Origin of the sequence: Actinoplanes auranticolor (assembly GCF_018332655.1) — a bacterium.
Lineage (GTDB): Bacteria > Actinomycetota > Actinomycetes > Mycobacteriales > Micromonosporaceae > Actinoplanes > Actinoplanes auranticolor.
The window spans coordinates 1-12477 of the sequence record NZ_BOQL01000029.1; the positions used below are offsets into that span (position 1 = coordinate 1).

At 71.6% G+C, this 12477-nt stretch carries 11 protein-coding genes and 2 tRNA genes; 3 read left to right on the forward strand and 10 right to left on the reverse strand.

Annotated elements, in window-relative coordinates; genetic code table 11:
• Window positions 1-257 precede the first annotated feature (257 nt).
• A complete protein-coding gene (locus Aau02nite_RS18990; protein WP_212989838.1) occupies window positions 258-923 on the reverse strand; it encodes a TetR/AcrR family transcriptional regulator in 666 nt (221 codons plus the stop codon).
• A gap of 104 nt (window positions 924-1027) precedes the next feature.
• Here Aau02nite_RS18990 and Aau02nite_RS18995 point away from each other — a divergent pair, with 104 nt between their 5' ends.
• Window positions 1028-1750: an NAD(P)-dependent oxidoreductase gene (locus tag Aau02nite_RS18995; RefSeq protein WP_212989839.1), complete on the forward strand. Its 723-nt coding sequence runs from the start codon at window positions 1028-1030 to the stop codon at window positions 1748-1750.
• Window positions 1751-1806: 56 nt separating this feature from the next.
• On the opposite strand, the gene Aau02nite_RS19000 is transcribed toward Aau02nite_RS18995, so the two are convergent.
• Both Aau02nite_RS19000 and Aau02nite_RS19005 read right to left on the reverse strand, forming a co-directional pair.
• Window positions 1807-1880, reverse strand: a tRNA-Ile gene (locus Aau02nite_RS19000).
• A gap of 71 nt (window positions 1881-1951) precedes the next feature.
• Entirely contained in the window at window positions 1952-2104 is a 153-nt protein-coding gene (locus tag Aau02nite_RS19005; protein WP_212989840.1) for a hypothetical protein, read from the reverse strand.
• 61 nt (window positions 2105-2165) lie between these two features.
• Here Aau02nite_RS19005 and Aau02nite_RS19010 point away from each other — a divergent pair, with 61 nt between their 5' ends.
• Window positions 2166-3038, forward strand: coding sequence for an SMP-30/gluconolactonase/LRE family protein (locus Aau02nite_RS19010; RefSeq protein ID WP_212989841.1), 873 nt, complete (start codon window positions 2166-2168; stop codon window positions 3036-3038).
• A gap of 46 nt (window positions 3039-3084) precedes the next feature.
• Here Aau02nite_RS19010 and Aau02nite_RS19015 read toward each other — a convergent pair whose 3' ends face one another.
• From Aau02nite_RS19015 to Aau02nite_RS19025, 3 genes are all read right to left on the reverse strand, one after another.
• Window positions 3085-4356, reverse strand: a complete 1272-nt coding sequence (locus Aau02nite_RS19015; protein ID WP_212989842.1) for an NAD(P)/FAD-dependent oxidoreductase — start codon at window positions 4354-4356, stop codon at window positions 3085-3087.
• Between the two features lie 83 nt (window positions 4357-4439).
• On the reverse strand, window positions 4440-6395 hold the full coding sequence (locus tag Aau02nite_RS19020; protein ID WP_212989843.1) for an elongation factor G: 1956 nt from the start codon (window positions 6393-6395) through the stop codon (window positions 4440-4442).
• Window positions 6396-6713: 318 nt separating this feature from the next.
• A tRNA-Asn gene (locus tag Aau02nite_RS19025) sits at window positions 6714-6786 on the reverse strand.
• A 207-nt stretch (window positions 6787-6993) separates the two neighbouring features.
• Here Aau02nite_RS19025 and Aau02nite_RS19030 point away from each other — a divergent pair.
• Entirely contained in the window at window positions 6994-7314 is a 321-nt protein-coding gene (locus tag Aau02nite_RS19030; RefSeq protein WP_212989844.1) for a hypothetical protein, read from the forward strand.
• 55 nt (window positions 7315-7369) lie between these two features.
• On the opposite strand, the gene Aau02nite_RS19035 is transcribed toward Aau02nite_RS19030, so the two are convergent.
• From Aau02nite_RS19035 to Aau02nite_RS19050, 4 genes are all read right to left on the reverse strand, one after another.
• On the reverse strand, window positions 7370-8377 hold the full coding sequence (locus Aau02nite_RS19035) for a sugar phosphate isomerase/epimerase family protein (RefSeq protein ID WP_212989845.1): 1008 nt from the start codon (window positions 8375-8377) through the stop codon (window positions 7370-7372).
• Window positions 8378-8566: 189 nt separating this feature from the next.
• Window positions 8567-9664 (reverse strand): TIM barrel protein, encoded by a 1098-nt coding sequence (locus Aau02nite_RS19040; protein WP_212989846.1) that lies wholly within the window; start codon window positions 9662-9664, stop codon window positions 8567-8569.
• A 512-nt stretch (window positions 9665-10176) separates the two neighbouring features.
• Window positions 10177-11361: a Gfo/Idh/MocA family protein gene (locus Aau02nite_RS19045; protein ID WP_212989847.1), complete on the reverse strand. Its 1185-nt coding sequence runs from the start codon at window positions 11359-11361 to the stop codon at window positions 10177-10179.
• Window positions 11362-11395: 34 nt separating this feature from the next.
• The gene (locus tag Aau02nite_RS19050; protein ID WP_212989848.1) at window positions 11396-12439 is read right to left on the reverse strand and encodes a substrate-binding domain-containing protein; all 1044 of its coding nucleotides are present in this window, start codon (window positions 12437-12439) and stop codon (window positions 11396-11398) included.
• Window positions 12440-12477: the final 38 nt, after the last annotated feature.

The following is a 12477-nucleotide window of genomic DNA, read 5'->3' on the forward strand; positions in this document are numbered from 1 at the left end:
CATCAAACCCGGGGCTTGACAGGGCGCCCGGATCCCAGGGAGATTGCGTAGTCCGATAGCAAGGCTGCGAACCGAGCCAGGCAGATCACCGATCGCCAACGCCGGTGTGGGTCCCACGGACGGCGCGATGCTCGCCCTGATCATGGGCGCGGTGTCTCTCGGAGACCGGCACGGCCAACAGCTTCATCACCCTCATGCGTTCCATGGGCAGCGACCAGCACCGTGGCCGCCCTGCCCGGACTCGAAGTCGGGCCGGCTTACCGGGCGAGCAGTTGCGCCAGGCGCTGTTCCAGGCCGTCGAGGATGAGGTCGAGGCCGACAACAAACTCGTCGGCGTAGTTGTAGTCGGGACGCAGAGCGTGCTCGAACATCTCGGTGAGATGAGGATATGCATCGGCGGGCAGGTGCTCGAGCATCCCGGCCGCCACCGTCTCCAGTTCGCTGGCGGTCGTGAACGGCAGACTCGCCTCCTGGATCACGAAACCATACACATAGCTGTCGATCAATGAGAACGCGGTTGCCGCGCCGGCGATGTCGAAGCCGGCAGTGCGCAGGCAACCGATGACGGCGTCATGGTGGCGCAGCGTCGCCGAGCCGGCGTTGGCACGGGAATCCATCAGCGCCACCGCCCATGTGTGACGACCGAGCACGGCGCGCACCGAGGCGGCCCGGTGGCGCATGGCAGCACGCCAGTCCCCGCCAGGAGTGGGCAACTCGATCTCAGCGAAGATCCGGTCGACGAGCGCGTCGAGGATCTCGTCCTTACTGCGGACGTAGTGATACAGCGACATGGCCTCCACACCGAGCCGCTGGGCGACCGCGCGCATCGAGACGGCGGCGGAGCCACGCTCGTCGGCTACCTCGACCGCGGCCCGTAGGACAGCATCGCGGCTGAGCGGCGTCGTTCGGGTTCGAGGTGCCATCGCGCCCTCCGTCGTCTTCGAACATCTTGACAATCTTACGTCCGTAAGGTTGCCTTACACCTGTAAGGTTACCTCGGCTGACCGACGTTCCAGGAGGGACGGGCATGACGGACCGACCGGTGGAGGGCCTCCGCCCGCTGAAAGTGTGCGTCGTTGGCGCGTCCGGCAAGCTGGGCCGCTACATGGTGAAGCACGCGCTCGCGCGGGGCTACGAGGTTGTCGGGGTGTGCCGGCCACAGAGCGTGGACAAGCTGGCCGACTTCGCCGACAAGATCACGGTGGTACCGGGGGCGACGAACAACCCGTCCGTGATCGCGCGGGCCGTCGCCGGGTGCGACGGCGTACTCACGGTGCTGGTGCCATGGGGAGTGCACGGCTACGCGACGGGCACTGCCCAGGCGGTGCTCGACCACGCCGCGCCCGACGCGCGGCTGGTCTTCTCGTGCGGCTGGCACATCTCGCGCGACGGTACCGATGTCTACACGCGCAGACTGCGGGTGTTCATCGCGGTCGTCGGCTCGTTGGCCCGATGGCTGCGACTCGTCAACATCGATGACCAGGTGGAGGCATGCCGGTGTGTCTTCGCCAGCCACCGCCGGTGGACCGTCGTCCGGGGCAGCGACCTGGAGGAAGGCGACAGTCAGGGACTGCCGGTCTGGAGCCGCCACGTCGGCGACGCGGTCCTCGCGAGCAACCGCACGCGCCGGGTCGACTTCGCGCTGTTCATGGTTGAGGCCCTCACCGACGACTCGCTCGTGCGTGAGGCACCCGCCATCGTCGGCTGCCGCACCCCTTCGGCGCTCGCCCACACTGCCATCCATCCCTGAACGCGGACGCCAGATGCTGCGCGTCCTCGGCGAGCGGTTCGCGCACTGCCCATTCGTGGGGCGGGCGGGACTCGAACCCGCGACCGAGGGATTATGAGTCCCCTGCTCTAACCCACTGAGCTACCGCCCCGTACCGGCGGCGATCCTATCCCGGCTGCTCAACTCCGAGCTACCGATCTTCGCCGCCGGCACGGTGAGCGGTTACTTTTCGTCGTCCTGTGGTTTCGCGTGGCCGGTGTCGTCGACCAGGTCCGGGGCCATGCTTCCGCCGTGGGCCTCCTGCGGCGGGTGCTCCTGGGACGGGTCGTGCGGGCCCTGGGTGACTTCCGGTTCGGGTTCCTTGTTCGCGTCCATGGCCGGATCTCTACCCGGCTGCCTCCGTTTCAGGCGCGGGGCCTTCGGGGATGTGCCGGGCATGACCGATGTGCGTGCACTCTCCCCCGACCGGTTCGAGCTCGGCGAGGGCAGCCGTTGGGTCGGTGACCGGGTCGTGCTGGTCGACATTCCGGCGGGCCGCCTTTTCGGTACGCCCACACCCACCGGTTCCGGCCCCCAGACTCTCACCCTGCTCGCCGAGCTCGACGTGCCGCTGGCCGCTGTCGCCCCCGTACGGGATGCGCCGGGAACCTGGCTCGCCGCGGCCGGGACCGGCTTCTGGCTGCTGGAGCCCACCGGGGCCCGGCAGCTCGCTGCCGCCGAGCCGGTCACCGGCAGGCAGTGGCGGATGAACGACGCCGCCGCCGATCCCGCCGGCCGGTTGTGGGCCGGCAGCATGGCCTGCGATCAGTCGCCGAAGGGCGGCGCCCTGTACCGCCTCGACCCGGACGGCAAAGTGCACACCGTCCTCACCGGGCTGACGATCGCCAACGGGCCCGCGCTGACCGCCGACGGGCGGACGATGTTCCTCTCCGACACTCCCCTCGGGCTGGTGCAGCGGTTCGACGTCGACCCGGCCACCGGGGAGCTCAGCGGGCGGCGGGAGTTCGTGCGGCTCGGTCCGGACGAGGGCTCCCCCGACGGGCTCACCGTGGACGCCGACGGGTTCCTCTGGGTGGCGTGTTTCGGCGGCGGGGCCGTGCGGCGCTACCGGCCCGACGGACAGCTGGATCGCGTCGTGCCGGTGCCGGCCCGGCAGCCGACCAGTGTGTGCCTCGCCGGTTCGCGGCTGGTCGTCACGAGTGGGCGCGGCGGCCTCGAGCAGCCCGGCCCGGACGACGGCGCCGTCCTGGTCACCGACGCCCCCGCGCAGGGGTTGCCCGCACTGGCGGTCAGCCGGCCGGCGAGCTGACCGCCGGGCCGAAAAAGGACAAGACAGGACAGGACAGCGCCGGCGGTCAGGCGGCCGGCGAGCTGACCGTCGCGCCGAGCGAGGACAGGACCTCGCCGGCCGTACGCCAGCCGCTGGCCAGGGCACCCTGGATGGACGGGCTGTCGCGGTGGTCCCCGGCCACGAACAGGCCGTCGCCCAGCGCCACCGGCTTGCGGAGGCGGGCCTGCGGGACGTTCGCCGCCGGTAGGGCCTGGGGCAGTGTCACCACGCTCAGCAGCTCCCACTCGTCGGTCGGGACGCCGTACATCCGGGCCAGTTCCACCCGGATCACCGCCTCCGACGCGCCGGACGGCGCCGAGACGCCCACCGACGAGGCGGCGATCAGCGATTTGCCCGCGGGGGCGTACTCGGGGGCCGCGTTCGACATGACGACCGTGTTCGCCACGATCTCGCGGCGGTCGCCGTCCAGCAGCAGGGTCGGTTCGTTGATCGGGGCGTGGTCCGCGCCGAAGTAGTACGTCGTCAGGCCGCGCATGTCCGGCACCGGCAGCCGGGGCAGCAGGGTCGCCGCCGTCGCCGGGTCGGTCGCCACGATGACCGCGCGGCAGCGCAGCTCGCCACCGTCCGTCACGACCACGCCCGGGCTGACCGACAGGGTCCGGGCGCCGACCAGCAGTTGCGGATACGGCAGCGGGCCCGCCACCGCCGCCGGCAGGGCGGCCATCCCGCCGGCCGGTACGCCGATCCGGCCCCGGGCGAACGAGCGCAGCACCATCGCCAGCACGTGGCTGGACGTGTCCAGGGACCGGTCGGCGAAGACCCCGGACAGGAACGGCCGCAGCACCTCCTCGATCATCCGGTGCGACAGGCCCGCGGCGCGCAGTGCCTCCTGGGTCGTCATCTCCGGGGCGTCGAGCAGCCGTGCCGGCGGGAACGTCGCGTACCGGGTCGCCAGCGCCGCGAACTTGAGGCGGTCGGCCAGCGAGCCGACCCCGGAGGTCAGCGTCCGCGGCGCCGAGCGGGGCTCGCGCAGCGGGTTCTCCAGGCGGTGCAGCCCCGGGCCGCGGCGCACGAGCACGCCGGCGGTGAAGTAGCGCATGTCCAGGGCGTCGACGTCGACCAGCGCGGGCACCCGCGGATAGGCCGTGTTGAGCACCTGGAAGCCGCGGTCCAGCCGCCAGCCGTCCATCACGTCGGTGGCCACCCGGCCGCCGATCCGGTCGGCCGCCTCCACCAGCAGCCAGTTCACCCCGGCGCGGTCCAGGCGCCGGGCAGCGGCGAGTCCGGCGAGACCGCCGCCGACGACGACGACGTCCACCGATACGGGCTGCGACACGGGCACACCTCACTGGAGGACAAACAACGCAGACCTCAGCCTAACGGCGGTACCGGTCCCCGGCAGGGAGAAAGAAGAAGCGCCTATCTGGGTACGGCGCGGAACCAGGCCTCCCGGTCCCCCGGGTCGGGTCCGCGCCGGGGCAGCACCGGCGGCTCCTCGCCCGTGACCGCCGCGTAGTGGTCGAAGCGCGTGGTCAGCACCGCCTCGCCGCCGGTCAGGTCGGGCAGCGCGGCCACCACCTGCGGGATCCTGGCAGAGGGCAGGTCACCGCTCACCTCCAGGTACCCACCGGCGGGCGCCGTGTCGCACAAGACCGCGCCCACCCGGCCGAGCAGGGCCAGCACCGGATCCACCGCCTGCGGCGGCAGGTTGATCTCGAACCGCTCGATCGGCTGGCACACCCGGCTTCCGGCGCGGCGCAGCGCCGCGGTCACCACGACCGCGGCGAGATTGCGGAAGTCCGCCGCCACGGACGAGATCGACTTGTCGAACTTCTGATGCGGCTTGCTCTGTCGCGGCCAGTACTGCGAGGACGTCATGGTGACCGTGCAGTCGGTCACCGGCCAGCCCCGCAGGCCCTGCCGCAGGGCCGCCCGCATCCCCTGCTCCGTGGCCGCGACGAACGCCGGTGGCAGCCGGCCGGGTTCGATCCCGGGACTGAACTCGATGCCGTGTCCGACCGGGGCGGCGTCGACACGCAGTCCGATGCCCGCCAGGTACGGATTGCCCCGCTCCTGGAGCCGCTCCTCGGCCGTACCGGTGCCGGCGACCCGCTCGATGCACGCCGTCAGGGTGCCGGAGAACCGCACCCGGACGCCGTACCGGTCCTGCAGCAGAGCGGCGAGCACCTCCTTCTGGACCTCGCCGTGCAGGCGCACCACCGCCTGCTCCTGCTGCTCGTCGAGCCGCAGGTCGACCAGCGGATCCTCGTCGGCGAGCTCGGCCAGGCCGGCGAACATCGCCAGGCGCTGCGCCGGTTCGACCGGCTCGACGAGGGCCTGCCGGGTCGGCGGCGGGAAACGGTAGGCGTGGCGCCGCGGCGGATCCCCCACGAGCTGACCCACCCGGGCCGACAGCCCGCGTACCGCCGCGATCTGCCCGGCCGACACCGACGGCCGCACGACCACACCGGCGGGCTCGGTGACGGCGATCTCGGTCACCGTCTGGGGCCGGGCGCCGGGGAGCAGCACCCGATCCCGTACGCGGAGCTGCCCGGACCACAACCGCAGCCAGACGCGCCGGCCGTGGCTGTCGCGGTCGACGGCGAAGACCGTACCGGCGGGCGGCCCGTCCCGGTGCTCACCGCGGGGCAGCAGCTCGGCCAGGACCTGGCACAGCTCGCGTACCCCGGCGCCGGTGATCGCCGAGCCGTACGCCACCGGGGTGAGCTCGGTCCGTCGTACCGCGCGCCGGATCGCCCGCCGGACGTCACGGGCGCGTACCCGCCGGTTCATCAGCCACCGGGCCGCCACCGCGTCGTCGACCTCGGCCACCGCCGCCACCACCGGCTCGGTGTCGAGACCGGCCGGGTGCACCCGGGCGTCGCGCCCGCCCTGCCCGGTGACCGTGGTGAGCACAACCGGGTGCGCCGCGAGCCGGCGCCGGATCTGGGCCAGGACGGTGCCGACGTCGGCGCCGCTGCGGTCGACCTTGTTCACGAACACCACCGTGGGTACGCCGATGCGGCGCAGCGCCCGCCAGATGGCCACGGTCTGCGGCTGGACGCCCTCCACGGCGGAGACCACGAGCACGGCGGCGTCGAGCACGGCCAGCGAACGCTCGACCTCGGCGATGAAATCGGGGTGGCCCGGGGTGTCCAACAGGTTGATCATCAGATCACCGACGGCGATGGACGTGACGGCCGCCCGGATGGTGATGCCGCGCCGGCGCTCCAGCTCCATCGAGTCGGTGCGGGTGGTACCGGCGTCGACGCTCCCGGGCCGGGACACGGCCCCGGCCTCGTACAGCAGGCGCTCGGTCAGACTGGTTTTGCCGGCGTCAACATGGGCGACGATCCCGAGGTTCAACAAGGGCAAGGCAGATCTCCACGGTAGGACGGTCCAGGGTCCGGAGCGTGGAAGCTGCTCGCATTGTCACTCCTCGTGGAGATGGTCGGGCCGGCGCGGCGGCAGGCAGCCGCGGCGTCGTCATGCAGATATACCGGGCCGTCGCAGCGGCCGCGACCGGTTTTCCGGTGGCGCCGGGGTCCAGATACGGAAAACGGCCACCGAAGTGGCCGCTGACGTGCGGGAGAGCCCACCGCAACGTGGGGTTTCAGAGGGCTCGGCCCCTGAGTAGACATGCGAGAAGGCCCCCGCTTGCGCTGTCCGCAAGTAGAGGCCTTCGCTGACTTGCTCCCCCGATTGGACTCGAACCAATAACCTGCCGGTTAACAGCCGGCTGCTCTGCCAATTGAGCTACAGGGGATCGAACCGTCACCTCCGCTCCCGCTTCCGCGGTAGTGGTGGCGACCGGAACGACAATACATCACCGCCCGCCCGGGGCGAAAACGGGTGACCCGGCGCGCCGGGGCGCGCGCAACAGGGATGAAACACGGACCGGGGGCATGACTGCGGTGCAGGATGGGTAAGCACCTCATCGACGCACGAGCGTCACCGAACGGAAGGAGCCGCCATGCGCGGAAAGCTCATGTTCATCACGGGTCTCGCGGCGGGCTTCGTCCTGGGCAGCCGTGCCGGCCGGGAGAAGTACGAAGAGATCACCGCCAACGCCAAGAAGGTGTGGGAGCACCCGACGGTCCAGGAGGCCGCCGGAGTCGCCCAGGCGCAGGCCAACAAGCTCTACACCGAGGGCAAGGACAAGCTGAACGACTCCAAGCTCGGTGAGAAGCTCAAGTCCGCCAGCACCAGCTCGGGCACGGGCTCCGAGACCAGCACGCTGTCCACCAGCGGGTCCGGGATGACCTCGTCGAACGGCACCGGCACCACGTACTGACAAGTACCGCCTCTCAAGGCCCGGCCCACGCATCGTGGGCCGGGCCTTTGGCGTGTCAGGAGGACGACGAGAAGGCCGCGTCGAAGGCCGCGCTCGGCGCGTCGAAGGCCAGCCGGCGCACGAACTGCAGCGCCTCCGGGGCGCCGACCAGGCGGTCCATGCCGGCGTCCTCCCACTCCACGGAGAGCGGGCCGGTGTAGCCGATCGCGTTCAGGGCGCGGAAGCAGTCCTCCCACGGCACGTCGCCGTGCCCGGTGGAGACGAAGTCCCAGCCCCGGCGCAGGTCGGCCCACGGCAGGTGGGAGGCCATCCGGCCGCGGCGGCCGTCACCGGTACGCACCTTCGCGTCCTTGCAGTCGACGTGGTAGATCTTGTCGGCGAACTCGAGGATGAAGTTCACCGGATCGAGGTCCTGCCAGACGAAGTGCGACGGGTCCCAGTTGAGCCCGAACGCCGGCCGGTTGCCGATCGCCTCCAGGGTGCGCCGGGTGGTCCAGTAGTCGTACGCGATCTCGCTGGGGTGCACCTCGTGGGCGAACCGCACCCCCTCGGCGTCGAAGACGTCCAGGATCGGGTTCCACCGGTCGGCGAAGTCCTGGTAGCCGCGCTCGATCATGGCCGGCGGCACCGGCGGGAACATGGCCACGGTGTGCCAGATCGAGGAGCCGGTGAAGCCCACGACGGTGTCCACGCCGAGCTTGGCGGCGGCCCGGGCGGTGTCCTTCATCCGCTCGGCGGCGCGCTGCCGTACCCCCTCGGCCGCGCCGTCGCCCCAGATCGCCGCGGGCAGGATGTCCTGGTGCCGCTCGTCGATCGGGTGGTCGCAGACCGCCTGGCCGACGAGGTGGTTGGAGATCGCGAAGACCTTCAGGTTGTGCTTCGCGAGCTGCTCGCGCTTGCGGTCGACGTAGTCGTCCTCGGCCAGCGCCCGGTCGACCTCGAAGTGGTCACCCCAGCAGGCGATCTCCAGGCCGTCGTAGCCCCACTCGGCAGCCAGCCGGCAGACCTCCTCGAACGGCAGGTCGGCCCACTGGCCGGTGAAGAGCGTGATGGGTCGCGCCATTGTCAAAACTCCCTGTTCGCCGGTGCACGAAAAGGGTTCCGGTGGCCCGCGCGAGGGTGGCGGGCCGGCGGCATCACCGGTCGGGACGTCGCGACCGGCCCGGGTTTGCGCCTCCCGGTCCGGCCCGCCCGTCACGGCGGTGCCTGCACCGACTCTAGAGCCGCGGCCGCGGCCGCGAAAGCCCCGCGGTCAGTGTGCCGCGCAGGCCTCGGCGGGCGGCGACAGGCCGAGCTCACCCAGGGCACTCTTCAGGTACGCGAGCTGGGCGCCCGTGCCCCCGGCGGGGGACTCGACGGCCAGGTATTCGGTGCCGGGGTGCGCGCCGGAGAGCAGGTGCCGCAGGGCCGCCTGCCAGACCTCCGTGGTGGCGGTCAGCGGCGGGGCCGGCGGGGTGTGCAGCGGCACGTGGCACCGTACCCGCCACGGGCCGGGCGGGAAGTCGGCGAGCGCCTGGGCGAGGTCGGTGACCTTCGCGCCGGCCGGGTTGGTCACCGGGTGCGGGTGGCCGGCTTCCACGTACCCCCGCAGGGCCTCCGCGGCCGCGACCGGATCGGTGGCCTCGAGCGCGGCGGCGATCTCGACCCGGATGACCGCGATGCCGGCCGCGGCCAGCCGGTCCAGGGCCGCGACCGGGCTCTCCCAGGTGCAGGCGAGGTCGGCCAGGTCGAGGCAGACGCCGAGGCGGTCGCGGTCGAGCCGGCCGAACGCCTCGACGATCGAGTCGGTGTCGTCGAGCACGAAGCCGGGCTCGGGATGGAAGCCGACGCGGACCGCCCGGCCGGTGTGCCAGGCCACCTCGGCCAGACCGGCGGAGAGCCGGGAGAGGATCCGGGCGCTCGCCTTCTGCTTGGCGGCGTCCCAGCCCTCGCGCGGGCCGAGGCCGGTGGTGGTCACCGCGCCGCGGACGGCGTCCTCGGGCAGCAGATCGGTGAGGATGCGGGCCAGGTCCAGCGTGTATTCCAGCCGGGCCGGATCGCTCCAGTCGGGGACGGCGGGGTCCTCGTCGCCGCCCTCGGCGTAGGGCGCTCCGCTCAGCGTGACGGCCTCGAGCCCGCGGGCTTCGAGCTCGGCACGCAGCCGGGTGCGGGAGCGCCCGTCGATCGCGAGGGCGGCGGCGAGGGTGGGCGGGAGCCAGAGGCTCACCCCCAGGGTCTCCACGGCCAGCCGGTCACGGACGGCGGCGTACGCGTCGAGGTGCTCGACGACGGCCGGGAGATCCCGGGCAGGCCGCTCGTGTGTGCCGTGGCTCAAGTGGACGACCCGGCCCGAGTGGTGGCGCAGACGCATCAGAATCCCTCCTGGAGCGGGGCGTCACCGGTGCATTCGCACGTGCATCGGTTCGTGCAGCGTCCAGTATGGATCATCCCGCTGCGATTCTCCGATGCGGCCGTGGCGGACCGACGGGGTGCCATGACGCCTCCATCCGTGGGGTTGTCTGCCCTCGGATACGAGCCTCAACCGCCTGCCGGATCAGCGGCGTACCGGCCGTGCGACGTCCTGACCGGCGCAGACATGATCCATAAAGGGCGGTGGTATCGGCTCATGCCGATGCCACCGCCCACCATGACCTGCCTGTGTATCCTCCTGACGGCAAGTCGACACACCATCGGAGAGAGCGTTATCTGTGCACCAAATGCACACTTGGACACGCACGGGACGATCTCACGTGCGGATGTTCCACGGCCGCCCGGCACCGCCCGGGAACCCGGTCGGTCGATGCCGGACAGCCGCTCCGCCGCCCGCCCGGCGACCCGGGGCGCAACCGGGTCGTCCCTCGCGGCGTACGGCGGAGGCCTGGGTCATACAGCGGCCAGCACGGCCTCCACGTCGACCCACGCGGACGCGGCGGCCGAGCGCTCCACCGCGTCGAGGACGAGCTGCACCTGCAACGCGTCGGCGAACGAGGGTGTCGGGTCCTGTCCGGCAGCGATCGCCGCGATCAGGTCCCGCATCTCGTGGGTGAAGGTGTGCTCGTAGCCGATCGGGTGACCCGCCGGCCACCACGCCGCCATGTACGGGTGGTCCGGCTCGGTCACCAGGATCCGGCTGAAGCCCTGCTCCGCACTGGGCAGCGCGGCGTCGTAGAACTGGAGCTCGTTCATCCGCTCGAAGTCGAACACCAGCGAACCACGCGAGCCGTTCAGCTCCACCCGGAGCCCGTTCTTGCGGCCGGTGGCGAAGCGGGTCGCCTCGTACGTGGCCACCGCTCCCCCGTCCAGCCGGGCCAGGAACAGCGCCGCGTCATCCACAGTCACCTGACCCCGGCCCGAGCTGCCGTTGCCCTCCGCCGACAATCCGGCCGCCGCGGTGGGCAGCGGCCGCTCCTTCACGAACGTCTCGGTCAGCGCGCTGACCCCGGTGATGGACTGCCCGGTGACGTACTGGGTCAGGTCGACGATGTGGGCCCCGATGTCGCCCAGCGCGCCGGAGCCGGCCACGTCCTTGCGCAACCGCCACACCAGCGGGAACTCCGGGTCGACGATCCAGTCCTGCAGGTAGACCGCCCGGACGTGGCGGATGGTGCCGATCCGGCCGTCGGCCACCAGCTGTCGCATCAGCGCGACCGCCGGCACCCGGCGATAGTTGAACGCGCACATCGCCCGTACCCCCCGGGTCTGGGCCTGGGCCGCGGCCTCGGCCATCTCCCGGGCCTCGGCCACCGAATTGGCCAGGGGCTTCTCGCACAGCACGTGCTTGCCCGCGGCCAGCGCGGCGAGCGCGATCTCCCGGTGGGTGTCGCCCGGCGTGCAGATGTCGACCAGGTCGATGTCGTCACGCTCGACGACCGCACGCCAGTCGGTGGCGTGCCCCTCCCAGCCGAGCGTGGCCGCCGCGGCCGCGACCTTGTCCTCGTCGCGGCCGCAGACGACCGACATCCGTGCCGACAGCGGCAGGTCGAAGGCGTGGTTCACGGTGCGCCATGCCTGTGAATGTGCGGCGCCCATGAACGCGTACCCGACCATGCCGACCCGCAGCTGCCCCATGTGATCTCCTTCTACGACGAAGTGGACGGACCGCTCAGAAGCCGAGCTTGGCGTACTGGGCGGCGTTCTCCTTGGTGATCGTCTCGGAGGCGAGCGTGATCTCCTTGGGGACCTGCAGCTCCACCAGGTCCGACATGCCCTTGTTCTGGCCGATCAACCGGGCCAGCGAGATCGCCGACGAGGCCATCGAGGGGCTGTAGGTCACGGTCGCCTTGAGCGGGCCGTTGTCGGCGGTGATCGCGTCGATGGCCGCCTTGGAGCCGGCCCCGCCGACCATGAAGAAGTCCTTGCGGGCGGCCTGGTTGATCGCCGCGAGCACGCCGATGCCCTGGTCGTCGTCGTGGTTCCAGATGGCGTCGATCTTGGGCAGGGCCTGCAGCAGGTCGGTCGCGGCCCGCTGGCCACCGTCGGCGGTGAAGTCCGCCGGCCGCCGGTTGGCGACCTTGAAGCCGAACGACGCCAGCGCCTCGACGAAGCCCTTCGACCGCTCCTGGGTGAGCTCCAGGGAGTCGATGCCGGGGATCTCGCCGATGATCGGGTTGGTGATCCCCTTGGCCTTGAGCTGCTGGCCGATGTAGGTGCCGGCGGCGATGCCCATGCCGAAGTTGTCGCCCTTGATCTGCAGCCGGTACGCGGCCCGGTCCGGGAAGGCCCGGTCCAGGTTGACCACCGGGATGCCGGCCTTCATGGCCTCCAGCCCGGAGGCGTTCAGCTCCTTGCCGTCGTGCGGCAGCATCACCAGCACGTTCGGCTTCTGCGCGATCAGAGTGGCCAGCGCAGCCCGCTGGGTCGCGGCGTCCGCACCGGCCTCGACGGCGCGCAGCTCCACGTCCTTGTACGCCTGGGCCTGCGCCTTGGCGTTGTTGGTGATGGCGGCGATCCAGCCGTGGTCGGCGGCCGGCGCGGAGAAGCCGATGACCACCTTGGTGCCCGGGGCGGCGTTCGGGTTCGAGTCCTCGTTGCCGGTGTTGACCTGGGTGTTCTCCTGCGGGGTGTTGCTGGTGCAGGCGGTCAGCAGGGCGCCGGCGCCGACCGCGGCGCCACCGAAGAGGATGCGGCGGCGGGACAGGTTAGACATGTTTTCTCCAGGGGGAACCGGGCGGCCGTCACCGGTCG